Consider the following 20,300-nt stretch of genomic DNA (forward strand, 5'->3'; position numbering starts at 1 on the left):
CGACGGGTCGCTCGAGGGGATCAGCGAAGTCAGGACCGGCCCTCTTGCTCCTGGCGGTGGCGGATGGCGAGGTCGATGATCTCGACGGGGATCTCGACGATCGTCTCGTGCGCCGGAATGTCGCCGACGCCCTCCAGCGCCTCGGCGTCCGTGACGCGCCACCCCTGGACCAGGTACGACGTCCGGTCCTGCCGGTCGGTGGCGAACAGGGTCGGCGAGTTGACGTCGCTCGACTCGGGGTCCTTGCCCAGGAACTCCACGCGCATGACGGTCTCCCTCACTCGAAATCAGGTGAAACGGCCCTGCAATGGTCAGGCGTCAGGCGTGCCCCGTCAAGGGTTGAATGTGATCGCGGCCACATGTTGTCTCGGCCATTGAGGAAGTACCGTGCCCGGCCGCTTCCCCCGCGCCCACTCTCCGATCGGCGCGGCCCGGACAGAGCATCGGCGAGCTGCTGGCCCCGTCGAGGCCGGCAGCTCGCCGCGGTCCTTTCAGATTGGACGCGACAGCGTCGCGCCCAATCGGGATCAGGTGGTCAGGACTTCGCCTCCTGCTCCTTGTGGGCCAGGTACATCTCCAGAATCTCGACCGGTACCTCGACGATGTCCTCGTGGCCCGGGACCTGGCCGACGTCGGCCAGTGCGTCGCGGTCGGTCACCTTCCAGCCCTGGACGAGGAACGTCTGACGGTCGGTCCGGTCGGTCGCGAACAGGGTGGGGCGGTTGTCGATGTCCGACTGCGGGTCCTTGCCGAGGAAGCGTGCACGCATGGCGATCTCCAATTGCTCGAAGATGGGGACGACTGCGCGGCCAAAGTCACCCCAGCGATCGCGGCCGTCAAGAGCTCGTTGTGAACCAGGCACAGAGGCCCCCACCGCCGTCCGTCGGGATGCGTGTGTACGACCGCCGCACCGGCAGCCACCAGCCGTTACGCTGAACCAGCCAGCTCCCCTTGGGACGACCGGAAGAGTGATCGGCATGGCCCGTGAACCCGAGAGCATCGACCAGCAGCGGCGCGCCCTGGGCGAAATGCTCGCCGAGTTCCGCAAGGCCGCCAACCTAACCCAAGAACAACTCGCCAACGCCACGTTCCGCGACCGCTCGACAGTGACCCACATCGAAAAGGGGCGCGGCCGCGCTGACGAACGGTTCTGGCAGGCATGCGACGACGCAGTCAGGGCAAACGGCGTCCTGTTGACCGCCTTCCACGAGCTGGCCGCCGCCAAACAGGCCGACCAGTGGCACGAACAGCAAGCGCGACTCGCACAAGCTCGAACGCGCGCGAACTCGTTGAGCACGAATAGGTCCCCCACGCTCGAGATCGCTCCTGGCGCCTCGTGGGCGGCGGCTACCTACAACGCCGTGATGAACCCGGTCGAGGCGGCGCGAGGAGCCGTGGTCGACGAGGCTGGCCACCTCACTGGAGGCGTCCCACAGGTCACGGTCGATGTCCCGCCTGCTGGGTCAGCGGGCAAGGCGAGCCTTGAAAGCGGTCTTGCCGCGATCGGGCAGGCGCTCATGACGTTTCCCGTGCCGGCGGACAGTGTTCCTCCTGCGGCCCTGCTGCGGACGGTGACGGCTGCTCACGACGCCTATCAAGGCGCGCAATACCTCGGCCTCGCACGAGAACTGCCTGGTCTCATCGCAGCGGTGGCCGACGTCGGAACAGGCCGCACCGGGCAGACTGCCCGCAGCCACGTCTACCTAGTCACAGCCAAGCTGCTGACCAAGATCGGTGACCCACACCTCGCACACCTGGCTGCCGACCGAGCCCTCCAGGCGGCGCTGCAGTCCGGACACCCCGAACTTGCTTCCGCCACCGCATACCAGGTTGCCTGCACGGTGCTGAAGACCCGCGGTGCCGCTGCGGCCGAGGAGTTCAGCACGGCAGCGTTCGAGCGAGCCGGCGCGTCGAGCCCCACACAGACTTCTACGAAGGGCGCGCTCGCATTGATCAGCGCGGTAGCGTCGGCACGCCGAGGCGATCCGGCTGTTGCGCGGGACTGGCTCGACCGGGCAAGGGACCTGGCTGACGCCCTGGGCACAGACGCGAACCTAGCCTGGACCGCGTTCGGTCCAACCAACGTCCGCATACACGAGGTATCCGTTGCCGCCGACCTTGACCAGCCCGAGCGCGCGATCAAGCTCGCGGCGCCCGTGGACACCGACCTGCTCCCCCGTGGGCTGAGGAGTCGACGCGGCCAGCTTCACATCGACAGTGCCTGGGCGTATACCCGGACCGGGAACGATCCCGAGGCCGTGATCAACCTGCTCGAAGCAGAGCGATTCGCACCCCAGACCGTGCGCCACAGCCCGAGAGTGGGCAGCCTGGTGACAGAGCTGCTCGACCGTCGCAAGGACACTCCCGGACTGCGGAGCCTGGCGCGACGTGTGGGCGTCGCCGCGTGAGCACCAGGAGCCTCTACATCATCGCTTCGGCCGCGCCGCCAGTCCAACACCTCGACCGACTCCTCGACGTCCTCGACGACGGATGGCAACCATGTCTGATCCTCACCCCGACGGCGGCGACCTGGGTCGACGTCGATGCGCTTTCCGCGCGTGTGAGGGGGTTACTGAGGATCGAGCCCCGAACCCCACAAGAACCCGATCCCCTGCCGCGCGCTGATGCTGTGCTTGCCGCGCCCGTCACGTTCAACACGCTCAACAAGTGGGCCGCAGGGATCAGTGACACCCTGGCGCTCGGGCTGCTGAACGAGGCCATCGGGCTCGACATGCCGGTCCTGGCAGCGCCCGTGATCAAGGCCGCACTCAGAGCACATCCCGCCTACTCGGCAAGCACCGCCGCACTTCGTAATGCCAGCGCACACATCATGGATCCGGACGCGGTCACGATCCGACGCGAGGATGGGACGGTCACCGCAGACTGGCAGGCCATCGCGCGACGCCTGGACGAACTTGCTCCCACGACCCCGAAGTAGGTCACAGCGCAACCAGATCCCGACCGAGGATGCGTTGTGTGACCTCGTGCGACAACTGCCCAACCACGACCCGTTACGCTGCTCTGACCAGTTGCCCCTGGATGGTTGGAAGAGTGATCGGCATGGCCCGAGAGCATCGACCAGCAGCGACGCGCCCTGGGCGAAATGCTCGCCACGTTCCGCAGGGCCGCCAACCTGACCCAAGGACAACTCGCCAACGCCACCTTCCGCGACCGCTCGACAGGACCCATATCGAGAACGGACGCACCCGCGCCGACGAACGCTTCTGGCAGACGCGCTACAGCGAGGCGGCCCGGCTGGTGGAGTCGGTGTTCGACGACGCGACGTCGGGGACCTCGATGCTCCGGATGCGCAGCCAGCAGGCACGGATCGCGGCCGCGCGCGGCGACGAGGCGGGGATGGTCCGGGCGCTGATCGCGGCCGACACCGCCAGCCGGGAGGAGTCGCTCGACCAGCCGGGGGTGTTCGGGTTCGCCAGCGGCAAGGCGGCGTACTACACCAGCGAGGCGTACCGGGAGACTGGCCAGACGGCTAGGGCCGTGCGCTCGCCAAGCCAGGCCATTCTGTCCGACCGTCCTGCTGAGAGGCTCGCAATGCTTCTTGGAACACAGTCGTATTGCGACGTTGGCCGGACCCCGCCCTCCGCGTTCTCACCTCCTTAACCACCGGGCGCCCGGCGCGCAACTGGCCAGGTGCCGACCTGAAAGCCTCCGCATCGACTTCAGCGCGCCGCAGATCGCGCCGTCCATCGTCGTCAACAGACGCAGGTCAACCGTAGGGTCCTGTTCATGACTGCTGATGTGGAGTTCTGCCAGGTCGTGACGATGTACCAGGAGCGTGACCTGGCCGACGCGTTGGCCGAGCTGCTGGTGGCTCGGCGGCTGGCGGCGAGCGTGCACGTCGAAGGCCCCGTCACCGCTCGGTTCTGGTGGGACGGCGGTGTCCAGACCGTCGAGGAGTGGCGAGTGACCTGCAAGACCACCATGGACCGCTACGACGAGATTGAGGCCCTAATCAACGACAAGGAGCACCACCTGTACGACCTGCCGGAAGTGCTGGCGATACCGGTGCTGTCGGGGTCGGACCGCTACCTTGCGTGGATCGCTGCTGAGACCCGGACAGCCGGGACGCCGTACGGGGAGTCGGACAGCGCGGGGGCGTGACGTCGTTCGGAGTTCGAGCGATCATAGGCAGGATGGTCATCGGCAGGGGTGGTCGTCGACGGGGGGGGTGAGCTTCGTGGCACGGTACGTGGACCCGCGGTTCCCAGAGCGGATGCGCATGCTCCGGCGTGCCCGCGGGCTGTCCTTGAAGGGCCTGTACCGGATCGCGCACGTGTCGGTGTCGTCCCTGTCGGAGTACGAGACCGGGCGGCGGCGCCCGTCGGCTGAGATGGCCCGGACCCTCGATCTTGCACTGGATGCCGGCGGGCGGCTGGCCGCGATGGTGGTCGAGACGCCCCGCACGGGAACCGTCGAGGAAGCCGAAGAAGCATCCGACCGGGTCGCGCACGCGGTGAACGCCCCGCGGAGGATCGACGCCCGGACGGTCGACGCGCTCGCCCGCGCACTGGCCGCGCACCGGCGGGCAGACGACGATGCCGACCCCGCGATGCTGCTTCCGGCGGTCAGCGCCGGACACGCCCAGATGCAGCGTCTGGCGTCCGCAGCGCGTGGCCCGCACACGCACGCGCTGCGGGTTGTGGCCGCTGAGTGGACCCAGTTCACCGGGTGGTTGCACGCCCAGGCCCGGCACGACGGCGAGGCCGTGCGCTTGCTGACCGAGTCCGCCGACCAGGCCGTCCAGCTCGGCGTGCCGAACCTAGCCTGCCAAGCCTGGGGTTTCCGCGGCTTCCTCGAACGACAGCGCGGTGTGCCGGCCCGGATCACCAGAGCGTTCCAGACCGCCACCGAGGTTCCCGGAGCTTCGCGTCTGCACCGTGTCGATGCGATGCTCAACACGGTCCACGGGCTGGGCCTGATGGGCGAGAAGCGTCAGGCACTGGATCTGCTGGGGCAAGCCAACGACCTGACCACGAGCGCGGGTGCGGACGAGGTCGACCCGGTGTCCTACTGGCTGACGCCGACGTGGCTGCGGATCCCGATGGGCATGGCGTATCTCGGGCTGGACCGTGCTGGTGACGCGGCCGAGAACCTGCGCGCGGGACTGGGCGCGTTGCCCGCCGACTGGCAGCGAGCGGAATGGGCCGCCGAATACCGCGACGCCCTGACACAAGCCGAGAACGCCGCATGAAGCCGCCCGTCGATCCGCGGTTCGGGACCGAGCTGCGCAGGCTCCGTGAGGCACGTGCGATATCGCTGCGTGAGCTCTCCGCCGCGTCGAACCTCTCCAAGTCGCTCCTGTCTCTGTGCGAGAACGGCGGCCGGGACCCGTCACCCGAGAACGCCGCCCATCTCGACCGGCTGCTGGACGCCGGCGGGCGGCTGGCGTCCCTGAGGCCCGACCCGATGCTGGGCAGCGACGCAGTGCCGAGCGACCTGGAGATAGAGCAGGCCGAGCGAGTCGCTCACGCCGAGCGGGCTCCTCGCGCGCTGGATGCTGGTGCCATCGCGTCGCTGGGTGATGTGCTTGCCGCGCACCGCCGCCTGGACGACACGATCCCCGCCGAAGTGCTGTGGCCGATCGCGAACGCCCATCACCAGACGCTGGTGCGCCTGGCCCGCGACGCGCGCGGCCCGCACGTGCCGTCGCTCCATCTCGTGGTGGCGGAGTCGCTGCAGTTCGTCGGGTGGTTGAGCGCGCAGCTCGGGCGGCACGAGGCAGCCGACCGGATGTACGCGCAGTCCGCGGACCGGGCCGAGGAGCTGGGCGCCGGCGGGCTCGCGTCGCAGTCGAGCCGGTTCCGGGGATCCCTCGCGTGGGAACAGGGCCAGCCAACGCGGATGGTGCAGCACTACCAGCACGCTGCTCAGACCCCGGATGCTGGGATCCTGCACCGGATCGACGCCGAGCTGCGGCACGCGCACGGTCTCGCGCTGCTCGGCGACCGTGCTGGGGCTCTGCGCGCGCTCCACGCCGCGGACGACCTGACCACCGCGGCCGACGGCGCAAGGCCGGACCCGTTCGCTTACTGGCTCACCAGCGCGTGGCTGCGGTTCCCGCTCGGCCTGGCCCACCTCGAGCTGGGCCGGGCCCGGGACGCGGCAGACAACCTTCGCGTCGGGCTGGAAAGCCTGCCGGACGAGCAGCGCGAGACACCGTGGACAGCGCAGTACCGCGGCGCTCTGGAGACCGCGGAGGCTCGGGCCTGAGCAGCCCCTGGGGCGACAAGATCAGAAGCGCTCCGGCGGCACTGATGGGCTGGTGTGGCTGTGGTCCACGACACGTCCAGTACAGATCTGGAACGGTGCGCTCAATGGTCGTCGGTCAGAGGCGTTGACCACTTCAGGACGGTCGACCCGTTGCAGACCTTGAGCGCCACCTCGACGACACGACCGTCGGCCAGGAACACCGTCCGCAGCACCTGGGTCACGATCACCGAACCCGTGAGCCCGAGGGCAGTGCTCTCCGGCTCGGTGGCAAGCCGGGAGGTCACCTCCTCCAGCACCCGGTCCTGCGCGACGCCGAGCCGTTCACTAGCCAGCTCCCGTGAGCCGCCTGTGGACACCGGCTCGGCCAGTTCCGGGGCAGCCTCTACGACGTAGGCGGGGTAGTAGGACGAGGAGAGGTGGACGGGGAACCCGCCGCGTGCGACGAGGCGGCGCCGCACATGGACGGGAGAGCCTGGTTCGACGTCGAGCCGCGAAGCGATCGCTTCCTCGGCGCCGACCGTACCGATCTCCACGATGGTGGAGGTCTCCCCCGTGGCCAGAGCCGTACCCGTGGCTGTGTGAGTGCGCACCCGCGTGGCGATGTTGTCGCTTCCGTAGCCCGTGACGACCGTCCCGGCGCCCGTGCTGGCGCTAGTCAGACCCTCCTGCTTGAGCGTCGTGTACGCCCGCACGGCGGTCGCGTTGGACACCTCCCAGTCCTCCATGACCTTCCGGATCGTGGGCATCCGGTCCCCAGGACGCAGGGCCCCCTCCCGGATCAGTCCACGGAAGTGCTCGGCGATTGCAGCGTATCCACCAGCTTGCGTCATGTCGCCGATCCCTCATCTCTCCGCCGGGTGCTCTACCCGTCGCATCTTGCTCTACGTTTGGTCCAGTCTTGGCATGTGGAGCACACCAGGACACTTCCACCAGGATAGCCGCCCCAGAGTCCCGAGAACCAGAGCCCCGGCACCACCCCACCATCTCGCGGGGGCAGGGAATAGGGCAGCGGCCTGTCCTGTGGCGATGTCCCGGCACTCCTGATGTGGACAGCGAACCCCTCCCGGAATCTTGCTCTACATGTTGATCTTGTTCCTAGAGCAAATCGACTGAGGGGAGCGATGATGACCACCCGCGACTTGTTGCTGGCCGGCTGCCGGATGCTGCGTGACGGGGCGACCCGCGCACCACGGTCCGCGCCTGAACGATCCGACCGCCTGAGCACGCACTGGAGCTCTACACGATGATCAGCACGCGCAGCACCATCGTGGGCACCGACGCCGTGGCGGACGCCGCCCGGGCCATCCACCACGAGATCTACCTCGGACCCGACGGCGAAGCCGTCGAGCCCTTCATCTCCCGCACCACCACCTGGCAGCACCTGCGGACCCTGGACCTGCGGCCCAACATGCGGGTCCTGGAGGTCGGCACCGGGTCCGGCTACTCGGCAGCAATCATGGGCCACATCGTCGGGCAGGGCGGACACGTCCTGACGATCGACTCCGACGCAGCGCTGTCCGCACGTACCCGGCGACTGTTCGTCGAGCACGGCCACCGCGCCATAGCCGCGACCGGCAACGGCCTGGTCGGTTTCCCCGGCCGGGCGCCCTACGACCGGATCTCCGTCGCGGCCACGCCCCCGGCGATCCCCGGTGCGTGGATCGACCAGCTGTCCCGGGGCGGGGTCCTGGTCACCGGGTGCACGGTCTCGGACCTGCCCGGTGCGTACGCCGTCGCGCACATCGTCAAGACCCCAACCGACGACCTGCACGCCACCGTCCACGCAAGCCGATACCGGCAGATGGGCCCTCCGGTCGTCCCGTCCAACGTCACGGTCGTGGCGGACCCGGACTACCCCAGGCACTACCTGGCATCGGCCAGCGACGACTACGAGGCCGCGACCGAGTTCCTCACGCTCCTGCGCGCCGGTACCCCGGCGCCGTGGCCCGGCGCCCCCGGCGAGTTCCTCGACCTCAAGCACTGGCTGCTGGCACGGCGGCCACGCGGCCTGTTCACGGCGCGCACCGAGCACGGCGAGGGCATCGGCATCGGTGACAAAGCCGCCACCAGCTTCGGCCTGGCCGCCCGGCACGGCGGCTCGCCCGAGGCCGTGATGATCACGCCCACACACCTCGTGGCACACCCGCAAGGCTCACCGACCTGGGCACGGTTCCTCGACCTGATGGACGACTGGCGGGCAGAGGGCTCGCGCGCCACACACGAGCTCGACGCCGTCGTCCTGCGGTACGGCGATTCCTACCGCGTCCGTCTCGACGACTGATGTCGACGACCGACGTCAACGGCTGACCGCGAGACCCCGGACACCACATCGAAGGCGAGGATCCCGATGATCGAGCTCCTGCTGCTGGTCGGCTACCTGCTGGTCATAGCGGCCCTACTGGTGTCGGCCGTCGTCGCCTGGCGCCACTGACCGCCGCCACTGGTGCACACACCCGCCCCGACCGACCAAGGCCCGGACACCAACCCACCAAGCCCCGACCCACCCGACCGGGAGGCCCACGATGCACGACACGACAGGACAGATCACGACAGACCAGATCGTGCACGACTACCTCGACGACGTGGAGCACCTGCTCCAGCACGCCGACACCGCATCCGTGGCCGTCATGGCCCCCACCGAGCTGGAACGCACGATCCGCGCACTCCGCGCGATCCTGGCCGACCACGCACCCGACACCAGCGGTCGCTGTCACCGCTGCACCCCCGGGTGGGCACCTCAGTGGGCGTGGTGGCGACGTGCGTGGCCGTGCCGAGCCGGGCGGGCCGCCCACCAGCACCTTGTCGTCGACGCCCCGGCCCACCCGACCGGACCCATCTGCCCCGTCGGCAGCCCCCGATGAACCCCAAGACCGCCATAGCGACCCGCACCATGACGCCGGCCTCGGCCGGTACGGCGGTACAGGACTACGGGTGGGAGAAGGCTGTGATCACCCACTGGTGCGGCGTCAACGTCCTCGACGTGGCCGCCGAGAACACAGTCCGCGTCTTCGGGCCCGACACCATCGTGGTCACCGAGATCATCCTCACGGTGAGCACGACCCGTGATGCCCAGGCCCTGGCCGTCCTTCTTGGCCTCCCGGCGGCACCTTCCGATCCAGCCCTGGCCTGGCAGACCTGGACCGGATGGGTCTCCGAGATCTCCGCGCACCGCCCCGTCCTGGTGCGCGTGACCGCCCCCGTAGGGATGCCCCAGGAGGCGTCATGACCCGCCACCACACCCTGCACGCCCCTGTCGCGGGTATCCGCCTGGCTTGGCCGTCGGCCACCACGATCGTGCTCGACCCCGGCCCAGGCGAGCGCGCCCGGACACACAACCTCGCCCGCGAGCGCTACCTGCTCGCCGGAGCGGTCCTGATGTCGGTGGCCGGTCTGGTGATCCTGCAGCGTTCCCAACCGCACGATCGGCCCTGGACCCTAGCCGCTGGCCTGCTCCTGGGTGCGCTCGCCTGCTTCGCGGCCCGTCCTGCCCGGCGTGCGGTGCCTCCCGGTCTCGTCGAACTGCTCGAACCTCTGCGAGCCCTTGACCCGGCTCGCCCGGCCGAGATCCACCGCCTGGTATGGGAAGCCGCCGACCTGATCGAAACCGGCGAGACATGTGACAACACGCCCGCCTGTCCAGACTGCGCGGACCGCGTCGAGCAGATCCACGCCCGGCTGTGCGAGCTGACCCGTCCGGGTGGGCCGTCGGGCCTGCATTCGGGTCCCGCCAGGACTGTGATCGAGCACCGCGCGGCACGAGGATCTTGAGTCTGCGGATCCGAGAGCCACGCGCGGGAGGACGCGCTCGGTCGACTCGGTTCTGACGCAATCTGTCGACAGCGGTGGTCTCCTGGCACGATTCGGTGGCATGGGTGGTGCATTCGCGGACGGACTGGCGTTGCTGGGTGTGGTCATTGGCGTGGTCGGGACGTTGATCACGACGCGGGTTGCAGACAGCGATAAGTGGCGGCGCGAGCAGGCCGTGCGCTGGGATGCGCGGCGTCTGGACCTGTGTGCGGAGTACCTGGCAGTGATCGATGCCCACATCCACGTGCTGGACCGGCTCTCCGCACCGCACCGGCCTGGGGCACGGTCAGCGCCCCTGCACGTAGAAACTGCACGCGAACAACTCGGAACCTCGGAACGGTCGCATGCGACCATCTGGTACACGTTGTGTCTCGTCGCCGACGGCAACACGGTGCAGGCCGGGTACCAGTTGTGGCGCGCGGCCCGCGAGCTGGAGTACACCGCGCTGGACCTGGCCGATATGGACGTGGACGCGTGGTACCGGATACGCGCCGCCGAGGGCCAGGCACGCGACGCGTTCGTCGCAGCAGCACGCCGCGCCGCTGGGCTCACGACGATGCCGATCTCCACCTCGCGCCGAGGTCGGCCCGCTGCCCGTCGCCTCGACGACTGACCGACCTCATCCGGACGACACCATCGTGCGGCCCCCGAGCCATCTGGGCTACCAAGCTCACCCGATCACCCGCTCGCGTTGCCGCTCGACGTATTCACGTCGGGTGCGTTCGTCAGCCTCGCGACGCATCTGCCGGGCGCGGGCTCGTGCCTCCGCCAGGACCACCGGGACGCGCTTCATCGGCCGCGGACCGGGCTCATTCACCAGCCTGGCCTCGGTGTCCCCGGCGGTAGTGATGCTCCGCAGCGCCCGGGCAGCAACCGTGTACGCGTCGCCACGCTCGCCCTCGTACCCGCCTGGCCCGAGTGGGTCAGTGGGGTGCGTGACCTGGAACCGGTCGCGGTAGGCCAGAACCTGCCGCATCGCCGTGCTCCACGTTCGACGGGCAGGACCGGCCGAGGGCGGTGGCGTGATCCTCTCCATCCACAGCTGCGGGTCCGTGACAGCGTCCAGGACCAGGGTGTTCAGGCGGGTGGCGATGAGATCCGCGTGCCGAACCAACCATGCCTGCACCACCGGGTCGGTCATCATCTGCGCCTGCCCGGCAGCGGCGTTGCCCGTGAGGTCGATTTCGGGGCCAGCGTCGGCATGTGCCTGGGCAAGGATCCGGTCGGCGACGTAGTCAGTCATGATCTTCCGCACAGATGCCATGTCGAGCTGCACGTGCGTGACGGCGCCAGGAGAGTCCCCGACGGTCCGGGCGACGTGGTCGACCAGGTCCCACCACTGGGTCAGCTCGACCCGGTCGTAGAGGTGGTCGACCAGGGCGCGCAGGAGGGAGGTCTGCCGGTCGGAGTGGTCGATGGATCGGATGTGCTGGAGGTTGGGTTCCATCGCGAACCACGCCAGCGGAACCGTCTCGCCCAGCGCGGCGGCCAGTGCCTCGGGATCTTCGAGAGCGGCTTGGGCGGGGTCGGTCCCGCCTGGCAGGTCCAGGCCCTGGGCGTGGGCGGCCTCGTGCGCTGTGAGCATCTCCCAGACCCGGGCGGCAGCGGTGCGGCCGGCGTTGTCCGGGTCCAGGGCCACGATCAGGTCACTCAGGTCGCGGCCGGTGGCCTCGCGCAGGGCTTGGATGTGCGCCTCGGTGATGCCGGTGCCGCCCGCTGCTAGCGGCACGATCTCGATACCGGTGCGCGCGGCGAGGTCGGCGGCGGCCAGGTGCAGGGCCGCGTGGTCGGTCGGGCCCTCCACCAGGACCGGGCGTGCCCCGGCAGCCAGGCGGGCGACAGCGGTCGGGTCCAGTCCGAGCAGGAGCTCACGCTTGCGGTACGCGGCAGTCTCGGGGGTGTTGAGGTACTTCGGCGTGCGCTCGTCGGCCGCGGTGGGGTTGATGCGGGCGGTGACGCCGACGACGGTCCCGCTCTGGTCGCGGTAGGGGAAGACGATCCGGTTGCGGAACTTATCGATCAGCCGCCCGGCCCGGGTCCGGATCGCTACCCCGGCGGTGACGAGCTGCTCGGGGGTGTACCCGAGGGTCTGCAGGTGGTCGGACAGCCCGGTCCAGGTCGCGGGTGCGGTGCCCCATTCCGCGTCGGCCAGGCCACGCCCGGTCATGTACCGGGTAGCCCAGGACACGTGGGCGCGTTGCTGGGTCCACCAGGCCCACGCGTGGCCGGTGATCTCCACGACCAGCGCCCGCTCCCCCGCATCGACCGGCCGTGCTGTTTCCGTCGTCGGTTCCTCGGGCATTGTGCGAGCCACGTCGTCGGCTGCAGTATCCACCGCGGGCTCCGGTCGCTCCGGGGCATCGGCGGGCAGGGCGTCGTGGGTCTGGCCGGTCTCGGGGAGTATGAAAGGCAATGCATCGTTCCAGGCCAGGTTCTCGGTCGTGTCCGGTGACGTCGTGATCCAGGCCGGCAGCCCGCGCGCGTCGGTGGTGCGGGGTCGGGGCAGGCCGATGCGGTAGTGCAGGACCTTCGCGATCGATCGCGCACCCTGAAACCCCTGCTCCGTCGCGCGCTGCACCACGCTCTGAACGTCGGCGCCGGCGGCCTCGTGCTGGGACAGCCGCTTGGCCAGCGCGGGCCAGGCCTCGTCGGCCAGGACCTGGTCCGCCACGCGCTCGGGCAGAACAGACCGGAGGACTTCGGCCAGGCGGCCGGTGCGGTCGGGCTCGAGGAAGGCCAGGTAGGCGTCCTCGTACTCCGGCACCAACCGGGCCAGCGAGTGCGCGTAGTCCCACTCCGCCTCGATCACAGCCGAGGCGGACTTCTCCTCGCCGTCACGATCCAGGACCGCCTTCAAGGCGTTCAGGACGGCGCGTTCCAGGTTGGGCTGGCGGTGGGGATCGAGGTCCAGGACGTCGTCGGTCTCCACGTACACCCGGTTCGAGTCGGCACCGCGGGTGATCGCCGTGTAGAGCTCGTTGCGGGTCATGCCGACCCCGACCATGGCATGGGCGGTGTCCACGGTGGTGCCCTGCTCACGGTGAATCGTGGTCGCGTACCCCAACTCGACGTACTCGGCGACGTAGTCGGCTGGAAGCACGACGGTGGCACCGGTTTCCAGGTGCCGGACCTGCAGATCACCGTTCTTGCCCCGGGCCTGAACGCGCCACAGGTGACCATTCTTCACCCATCCCCCGTCACCCCCACCGGCGTCGACGTCGACGTCGTCGGCCTGCTCGGTGCGCAGGTACCGGTTGTTGAGACGGGTCACGATCACGTCCCCGACTCCGGCGCGGGTGTCATCGTGCAGAACCACCCCATCTTCTTCGACCTCGCCGCGGGCCACGCGGTGCAAGCGGGCACGCACGGACAGCTCGGTGACCAGGTCGTTGGTCGCCGCCATCATCAGCGTGGAGAGCCCCCGGTCGGAGTCGGTCTGCCAGTTCGCGAACATCTCCTCGGCCATCTGCGCCGCCGACCCGCCCTGCGTCCGGTTCTGCGTGACGTAGAAATCGAGTCCGGAGTGGTTTCCTTCCCGGATCAGGAGTGAGGCCTCGGCCTCGCCGCCGGTGTTGAACCGGTGGATCTGGGTCAGCTCGACAGCGCCGGCCTGCTCCGCGATCAACCGCAGGGCGCCGCCGGCAGCAACCGCACCGAGCTGGGCCGGGTCACCGAGCAACCGGACGCTGCCCCCAGCCGCCTGGGCGATGGCCAGGACCTGGGACAGCGCGAGGGTACCGGCCAGGCTGGCCTCGTCGATCAGCACCACTGTGCCTTCCTCGACGGTGAGGCGTTCCCGGAGCCGTTCGCCGCCGTGGCCGGCGTTGGCCAGGAGGAACATGTCCAACGTCTCCGCGGTGATGTCCGGGTCGCCGAGGTCCACGCTGAGAACCTCGGCGGCGGCGGCCGACGGCGCGAGCGCGATCAACCGGCCACCTGCGTCGTCCACGGCGGTCGCGAAGGCGTGCATCGCGGTGGTCTTCCCGGTCCCTGCCGGGCCGATCCCCGCCGCCAACCGTGCCCCACTGGTCGCGAAGTGCGCCACCAGCTCCCGCTGCCCAGCGTTCAGCCTGTACCCGATCTCCGCCTCCACCCGCGCCACCGCACCTCCCACCGTGGCCCGGTCGGTAATCAGGCCCCCGCGGGCGCGGGCGCCGGCCAGGAGGTGGTCCTCGGCTTCCAGGACAGCCAGGGAGGTGTACCGGGTCGAGCCATGCACGAAGTAGACGCTCTCGCCATCGGCGCGGCGCATCACATCCGGGGGCTCGTTCAGATCCGGCGGGGTGACCTGCAGACTCCCGGCCACCGCGTGCCCCGCGATCGTCGCAGACAGCGCGAGCAGGCCGGTCCCGGTCGGGGCGTGCTCCCTCGCGAGGCGCGTGGCCTCGGCCTGCAGGTGATACGTCGACCAGGTCGCGCGCTTGTCCGCGACACCGGTCAGGCAAGCGTCCACCAGATCACCGTCGGCTAGCACCTGCGCGGCCAGGTCCGCGAACACCGCCTGGCGTCCAGCAGCCGTGCGCCAGCGCAGGGAACGGAAGACCTGTGCTCGCGGCCAGGTGTACGCGAGCCGCTCCACCGCCACGGTGACGTCCTGGGCCGTCCACCGGGCGATGCCGCGGCCCGCGAGGTCTTGGGCGACGGCGGGCCACACGTCCTCCAGCTCGTCGACCACCACCCGGCCAGTGCCGGGTCGCGGGTGCAATGCGCCGACCAGCATCCGCGCGACCGCGCTGCTACTACCCAGGACCGTGGCGGCGACGCGGTGCCACTGCGGGAGCCGGTCACGCAGCCCGACCGGGGTGCCCTTGGCCTGACGGGTATCGAGGTTGGCCTGCTGCGCCAGCGCGTACGCGATCTTCGACTCCGGCTCGTGCCCGTACTTCGCCCGATACTCGGCCCTGAGGGTCTCGTAGGACTCCTGAATCGCTGCCCGCCGCCGCGAGAACGCCTCCCGGAGCTTCTTCGGGATCCCCACGATCTCCCGCACACCCTGCTTGCCCCGACCCCGCGTCTCGGTGTGGAACGCGACGCCGAGCCGGTCGACCAGGAGCTGCTCGATCCTGGTGTTGTACCGCTCGCTGGCCGCGACAGCCAAGGAGAGCAGGACCCGGCCGTCCAGTGCCCGCCACGTCCCGTCGACGCCGGGGACCTTGGCCGAGATCGCGACATGGGTGTGAAGGTTCGGGTCCCCCGTGCGGGAGTCCAGATGGTCGAACGCCACCGCCGTCAGCCCGTGGGTGTCGATCTGCCGCACACCACCAGCACCCTCTCGAGTCAGCGCGCCCTCAGCCTCGATCCACGCCAACGTGTCCTGCCAGGCATCGGTATGCGCCTTCGTGATCGCCTCCCGAGTGTCCGGATCCCCCAGCCCCCACAGGACACTGATCGACTTCGACGGCGTGAACACCAGGTCATACCCCGCCACCGCACGCCGCGGCTGGTGACCGCGCTTGGCCAGCCACCGCGCGACCTCCGCGTCCGTGACCGGCCTACCCGAGCCCTTCTCGTTCCGCTCCCGCTGCGCGAGAGAGCGCGCGACGTTCCACCGGATCAGGTCCCGCTCGATCCCCGCTTCCGGCTGCCGGTCGTTCTCCCGCGCGAACTGAGCGTGCGCGGCCTCCAGCGAGGACTTGAACCCGTCATCGGGCCTGGCCTCGAAAGTCGGGAACGCGCGCCCGATCCAGCCCTCCCGCTCCGCCTCGTGCTTCGTCGCACCGCGGGCCAGGGCCTCGACCTCCAGCCGGTCCGCGTCCGGATGGCGGCCCAGGCCGTAGAGGGACTGCATCTGCTTCTCCGCGACGTGGCCGGAGACCCCGAGCTGTTCCAGCCCGGACCCGACCCACCGGCCGGGCGGGTTGCCGTGCTGCATGTAGTAGTCCGTCAACGACATGCCCCGCTCACGCGGGACATCCCCCGAGGCGACCTGCTGGGTGAGGTACGTGTACCCGCTTCCCGCGCTCAGCACGTGGACCGTCATCACGTCCCCCCACCCCCCTCCCAGGTCAGGGCCGGAGCGTGTCAACTTAAAGTTGACTCGGGACACCGCTCACAGCTTGTGCAAGAGGTGTGTTCCCTTCGCCAAGGGAGGACCCAGGGCCGGCTGCCCGGCGCCGGTCCGGTCGCGCGCGTCGGCGAGACGCGGCGAGCACGACGCGAGTGCGCGGCGGGCGGGGTCGGGTCGCGTGCGTTCGGCGGCGGGATGCGAGCAGGTGACGGGGAACGGGCTGGGTGGGCCGGGGGCGGGAAGAGACGCGGGGATGAGTCCCCACGGCGAAACACGACCGCCCCCTCCCCCAGGGCATGCGAAGAGGCCGCCACCCCCGCCCAACGGGGATGACGGCCTCTTGGCGCTGGTGCTACGTGGCGAGCACTACCGGGCTCAGACCTTGGCGGGCTGCCGCTCGCTGGCTGCCTTCTCGGCCTGCGGCTTGACCGGCTGCCGCTTCGCGGGTTGCGGCTTGGCTCCCGTGGCGCTGCCTGCAGCCTGGGGCTTGCCCTTGGCCGGGTTGGGCGCGGGCCGTCCCTTGGCCGGTGCGACGTTGGTGCCGACACCGGCCATGACGGGGTTCTTGTCCCGGCTGGCGGCCTGGGGCTCCGCCTGCTCCGGGGTCCGGACCCCGGCTGCAGCCGAAGACGACGCGGCAACCTCCGGCTGCTGCGTGGTGGCCGTCGGCTTCGGGGCATCCGCCTTCTTCTCGGTGCGGGCCGCAGGGTTGTTCTGGGGGCCGCGTGCGATCTGCTCGACGTCCGACAGGTTGTACCCCCATGCCTCCAGGGCACGCAGGTAGCGGGACTCGTTGCCGGGCTTGCGCCAGGTGTGCAGCCCGGTGCGTTCCTCGATGGCCGCCAGGGCCAGGACCAGTGCGATGTGCAGGGCGTGCGCCGGGGTTGCCTTGGCGATCAGGTCGGTCAGGGCTTGCCTGCTGCCCCATCCGCCGGTGGTCTTCAGACCGAGCCACTCGCATGCCAGACCGTGGGCACCGAGGCTGGCCTTCTCGATGCTGTGCGTGTCGCCGGTCAGTGACCCGGCGAGGAAGGTGGCTGCGTCCTTCGGGGCGGTCTTGCGCTTGGCGAACTGCGCGAGCCACTCGCGACGGACGGTCTCGGCGGACTTCCAGGCCTTGTTGTTCGTGATCATCTCGGCCCGCTCGGCGCTGGCAGCCTGCTTCTCCTGCTCGGTGCGGGTGTCGTTGGGGTTGGCGTGGTTCAGCTTGTGCCCGGCCGCCTTGTAGTCCAGGCACACGTGCCGGGTGTGGATCTCGCCGTTCCAGGACGTGCTGATGTAGGCGGCACGCTGCGGGCAGATCGCGTGCGCCTCGGGGGTAAGGGTGTTGCCCTCGCCGCTCTGCAGCTTGTGCAGTTCCCTGGCGGCCTTGTTGTCCTTGACCTCGGTGTTCCAGTTGGTGACCTGCTTGATCCCCGCGTCGGCCAGGGCCTTGGTCGCCTCGGTCAGCCGGGCGGCGGCGTCGCGCTCGTCGCGACGCTGCTGGGCGGCGTGGGCGAACCTGTCAGGGTTCTTGATCGCGATCTCGGTCAGGGCCTTGACGGCCTCGGTGTCGTTCTCGAACTCGGCCAGGACGGCGGCCTGGTCCAGGGTGAGGTCGTACTTAGCCTGCACGGCCTTGGCCTTCTTCGCCTTGGAGACCTTGAGCGCAGCCTTCACGTCGCTCGTGCTGTGCCCCGTCGTGTTGGCGATCTCCACGGCGGAGACGCCGAGCAGGGACATCTGCTCGAACGCTGCCACGAAGTCGGCGTGCCGCAGGTCCTGGCGGTCGCGGTTCTCCGCCATCTGCTCGCGCAGTCGACGGATCTGGTCCTCGTCGCCCCGGACAATCATCGCCGGGATGGTCTGGAGGCCTTCCTCGATGGCGGCCAGCGTGCGGCGCTGTCCGGCACGGACTCGCAGGCCCTGCTCGGTGCGCTGGACCAGGATCGGCATCAGCACCCCGTTGTCGCGGATGCTCTTGAGGAACCGGGGCGTGAGGTTCGCGTCGGCGCGCACGTTCGTCTCGACCAACAGTGTGCGGGGGTCGAGGAACCCGAATTCGACCTTGGTGTCGGGGCTGTTTCCAGCCCACTTCTCGACGTTCTTGTTCTCCAGCGTTACAGACATGGTCGGCTCCTTCTGCCGTCCTGACCTGGGGCTATTCCCCGGGCCTGTACCACCATTCTATTCCACCAAGTTGCCCATTGCCACTTGAAACAGCGCTAATTTCTACGAATAGTTCCGACTAGTTTCCATTTGGTTGCGCTTCACGGTCCATGGCATCGAATTCGGCACGAGTGCCTATCCTTGTCCCGGGAACTTCGGCTGCCGCCCGTCTTGCGATGCGACGCCACCACCGACCGCCGAGCCTCGCGATGTCCCCGCGTGGGGGCATCTCGTTCTCCCTGTACACGACCGCCCGGGGTTGGGGCATCGCCCTCAGCTCCGCGACGAGCTGTACGACCGCGCGCTCGGTGAGCGCCTCGAGCTCACCGATCTGATCGGCGACCCTGTACGGGACGAACGTCTTGCCGCGCTCCCAGTCGCGCACGGTGTCAGCATCATTTCCCAGCAGCCGGGCCAAGTCGGCACGCTCTTGCCGCAGGCCCTCACGCGCACACTGGACCTCGCTGCCCGTCATCCTCACCAGGGGCTCCTGGCCCATAACGCCGTCTCCGTTCCGTTGGCGCACACCATCCAGCCAGCGAGCCCACCCCGCCGCTCGCGCTCGATCGTAGTTGCGACCCGACGGCCGCGAGGGGCGCCAGGTCGGGGCGGGCGCACGCCAGTCGCACCCACACCGCCAGTACTGCCGCCTCCCCGCAACCCATGATTTCGCATTATGAATTGGTGCTTCTGCGCGTAAACGACATCGCACACCAGCGGTGTGCGCACACTTGAACGATTGTCCAATAGTCGCGCAGGCATCACCCAGGCCGGGACCCGCGTCGCTCCTCGGCTGTTTCCAGGCGACTTGGTGTGCGCATCCTGACCTGCGTAAACACCAGCGCACACCATGGTGTGCGGGGCCAGAGGCGTGCGCAAAATGGTGCACCCGCCTGCAAGGGTTCCGAACGTGACGACCTTGACGAGATTCATGCCCAGGCCCTGGAAGCCGTGTTTCACGGGTGTAACAGACGAGCCAATTGCCTTGCGCAACGACAGACGATCGGCGGTAATGGTTGCCCGCAGTTTTCACCCGCGTGACTTATTTGACCTCGTCGGAGACCACCGTGTATCGCCCCAGCGGTGCATGGAGGGAGGCAGGCCCCCGAGCATGCGCACCACACCAGCTTTACTCACGGCAGCATTACTCCTCGCCCTCGCCGCCGGGTGCACCACGAGCCCCGACGCTTCGTCTCAGACGCCGACGCCGACCGAGTCGACGTCGCCCAGTGTTTCTGCGTCGCCATCGCCGACCTCGGCTGACCCGAGGGTGCTCGCCCGCGCCAACGCCGAAGACGCAGTCCGTTCCTACTACGCGCTGGTAGACGAAGTCGGATCCGATCCGAACACGCCAGCCTCCCGGCTCGAGCGTGTGGCCACGAGCGTCGAGCTCGAGGTGCGACAAGCGGACCTTGAGCAGTGGCGCAAAGACGGGTGGCGCAAGACAGGGCGTACTCAGGTCACCGACGTCGTGGTGCAGTCGGTGATTCTTGACAACTCCGACCCGAAAGCGGGCCTGGTCCCCACGGTCCAAGTGGACGTCTGCTACGACGTCAGCGACGTCGACGTCCTCGACTCCGCTGGAGCATCCGTGGTCAGCCCAGACCGGGCCGACCGAGCGTGGGAGCGTCTTCACGTTGCCAACTACGACTATGACGACGACCCGGACGGTGGATGGCGGGTCGCGGCCCTGGAGACATTGGAGAAGGCGCCATGCGCCGGCTCATGATCACCGCCCTCGCCGCTGCCTTGATGCTGGCCTGGGCAGCACCCGCATCCGGAGCTAAACCGCACTGTCAGATCAATCGCGACACCGGTAGGTGCATGATCAAGGCAACAGATCCGGAGACACCGTCGCTACCTGGGCAGCCGCTCCCGGCCTCTGACTCGGAACCGGCCAGCAATTCCGGGCCGGGCTCGCCATGCATCTGGAGGTCGGAGGCCTGGTATACCGACGGCAACTCCGATCCCGTGCCGTGTACCTCAGAGCATGGCGTCTGGAGCAACATGGCGAACTGCTATGTGGGTCCCACTCCAGTTGATCCCCAACCACCAGCCACGGCTCCCGAGTGGGACGGGCATGCGCCGGGTGAGGGCGCGATCTATG

The 20,300-nt window shown here is 69.2% G+C and carries 18 protein-coding genes; 11 read left to right on the top strand and 7 right to left on the bottom strand.

The genetic code is table 11. From position 1 onward, the window contains the following. Positions 1-29 precede the first annotated feature (29 nt). Positions 30-266 carry a hypothetical protein gene (locus C8K30_RS28305; protein WP_108496351.1) on the bottom strand — a complete coding sequence of 79 codons (237 nt, stop codon included), beginning with the start codon at positions 264-266 and terminating at the stop codon, positions 30-32. A gap of 269 nt (positions 267-535) precedes the next feature. Further along, the gene (locus C8K30_RS28310; RefSeq protein WP_108496247.1) at positions 536-769 is read right to left on the bottom strand and encodes a hypothetical protein; all 234 of its coding nucleotides are present in this window, start codon (positions 767-769) and stop codon (positions 536-538) included. 208 nt (positions 770-977) lie between these two features. On the opposite strand from C8K30_RS28310, the gene C8K30_RS28315 reads away from it, so the two are divergent. Continuing rightward, positions 978-2,408 carry a helix-turn-helix domain-containing protein gene (locus C8K30_RS28315; protein WP_108496352.1) on the top strand — a complete coding sequence of 477 codons (1,431 nt, stop codon included), beginning with the start codon at positions 978-980 and terminating at the stop codon, positions 2,406-2,408. Continuing rightward, on the top strand, positions 2,405-2,938 hold the full coding sequence (locus C8K30_RS28320) for a flavoprotein (protein WP_108496248.1): 534 nt from the start codon (positions 2,405-2,407) through the stop codon (positions 2,936-2,938). Before C8K30_RS28315 ends, C8K30_RS28320 begins: the two co-directional genes overlap by 4 nt. Before the next feature lie 298 nt (positions 2,939-3,236). Here the strand turns inward: C8K30_RS28320 and C8K30_RS30530 are convergent, their stop codons facing one another. Continuing rightward, on the bottom strand, positions 3,237-3,443 hold the full coding sequence (locus C8K30_RS30530; RefSeq protein ID WP_146197620.1) for a hypothetical protein: 207 nt from the start codon (positions 3,441-3,443) through the stop codon (positions 3,237-3,239). A 304-nt stretch (positions 3,444-3,747) separates the two neighbouring features. On the opposite strand from C8K30_RS30530, the gene cutA reads away from it, so the two are divergent. The 3 genes from cutA (at position 3,748) to C8K30_RS28340 (ending at position 6,231) form a co-directional block, all read left to right on the top strand. Next, on the top strand, positions 3,748-4,122 hold the full coding sequence (gene cutA / locus C8K30_RS28330; RefSeq protein WP_108496250.1) for a divalent-cation tolerance protein CutA: 375 nt from the start codon (positions 3,748-3,750) through the stop codon (positions 4,120-4,122). 76 nt (positions 4,123-4,198) lie between these two features. Continuing rightward, positions 4,199-5,212 carry a helix-turn-helix transcriptional regulator gene (locus C8K30_RS28335; protein WP_233257542.1) on the top strand — a complete coding sequence of 338 codons (1,014 nt, stop codon included), beginning with the start codon at positions 4,199-4,201 and terminating at the stop codon, positions 5,210-5,212. Further along, positions 5,209-6,231, top strand: a complete 1,023-nt coding sequence (locus tag C8K30_RS28340) for a helix-turn-helix domain-containing protein (RefSeq protein ID WP_158281153.1) — start codon at positions 5,209-5,211, stop codon at positions 6,229-6,231. The genes C8K30_RS28335 and C8K30_RS28340 overlap by 4 nt, the downstream gene beginning before the upstream one ends. A gap of 101 nt (positions 6,232-6,332) precedes the next feature. Here C8K30_RS28340 and C8K30_RS28345 read toward each other — a convergent pair whose 3' ends face one another. After that, positions 6,333-7,061, bottom strand: a complete 729-nt coding sequence (locus C8K30_RS28345; protein ID WP_108496251.1) for a GntR family transcriptional regulator — start codon at positions 7,059-7,061, stop codon at positions 6,333-6,335. 413 nt (positions 7,062-7,474) lie between these two features. On the opposite strand from C8K30_RS28345, the gene C8K30_RS28350 reads away from it, so the two are divergent. The 5 genes from C8K30_RS28350 (at position 7,475) to C8K30_RS28370 (ending at position 10,651) form a co-directional block, all read left to right on the top strand. Then, a complete protein-coding gene (locus tag C8K30_RS28350; RefSeq protein ID WP_108496252.1) occupies positions 7,475-8,512 on the top strand; it encodes a protein-L-isoaspartate O-methyltransferase in 1,038 nt (345 codons plus the stop codon). Positions 8,513-8,753: 241 nt separating this feature from the next. Beyond that, positions 8,754-9,092, top strand: a complete 339-nt coding sequence (locus tag C8K30_RS28355) for a hypothetical protein (RefSeq protein WP_108496253.1) — start codon at positions 8,754-8,756, stop codon at positions 9,090-9,092. Beyond that, positions 9,089-9,457: a hypothetical protein gene (locus C8K30_RS28360; RefSeq protein WP_108496254.1), complete on the top strand. Its 369-nt coding sequence runs from the start codon at positions 9,089-9,091 to the stop codon at positions 9,455-9,457. The genes C8K30_RS28355 and C8K30_RS28360 overlap by 4 nt, the downstream gene beginning before the upstream one ends. Continuing rightward, positions 9,454-9,999 (top strand): hypothetical protein, encoded by a 546-nt coding sequence (locus C8K30_RS30535; protein ID WP_146197621.1) that lies wholly within the window; start codon positions 9,454-9,456, stop codon positions 9,997-9,999. The genes C8K30_RS28360 and C8K30_RS30535 overlap by 4 nt, the downstream gene beginning before the upstream one ends. A 100-nt stretch (positions 10,000-10,099) precedes the next feature. Then, positions 10,100-10,651 carry a hypothetical protein gene (locus C8K30_RS28370; RefSeq protein ID WP_108496256.1) on the top strand — a complete coding sequence of 184 codons (552 nt, stop codon included), beginning with the start codon at positions 10,100-10,102 and terminating at the stop codon, positions 10,649-10,651. A 57-nt stretch (positions 10,652-10,708) separates the two neighbouring features. Here C8K30_RS28370 and mobF read toward each other — a convergent pair whose 3' ends face one another. From mobF to C8K30_RS28385, 3 genes are all read right to left on the bottom strand, one after another. Further along, a complete protein-coding gene (gene mobF / locus C8K30_RS28375) occupies positions 10,709-16,018 on the bottom strand; it encodes a MobF family relaxase (protein WP_108496257.1) in 5,310 nt (1,769 codons plus the stop codon). A 402-nt stretch (positions 16,019-16,420) separates the two neighbouring features. Next, a complete protein-coding gene (locus C8K30_RS28380) occupies positions 16,421-18,154 on the bottom strand; it encodes a ParB N-terminal domain-containing protein (RefSeq protein WP_108496258.1) in 1,734 nt (577 codons plus the stop codon). A gap of 118 nt (positions 18,155-18,272) precedes the next feature. Next, positions 18,273-18,674: a hypothetical protein gene (locus tag C8K30_RS28385; RefSeq protein ID WP_146197622.1), complete on the bottom strand. Its 402-nt coding sequence runs from the start codon at positions 18,672-18,674 to the stop codon at positions 18,273-18,275. A gap of 630 nt (positions 18,675-19,304) precedes the next feature. Between C8K30_RS28385 and C8K30_RS30540 the strand changes: the two genes are divergently transcribed. Then, positions 19,305-19,922: a hypothetical protein gene (locus C8K30_RS30540; protein WP_146197623.1), complete on the top strand. Its 618-nt coding sequence runs from the start codon at positions 19,305-19,307 to the stop codon at positions 19,920-19,922. The last annotated feature ends 378 nt before the right edge of the window (positions 19,923-20,300 follow it).

The organism is Promicromonospora sp. AC04, from assembly GCF_003058225.1.
Lineage (GTDB): Bacteria > Actinomycetota > Actinomycetes > Actinomycetales > Cellulomonadaceae > Promicromonospora.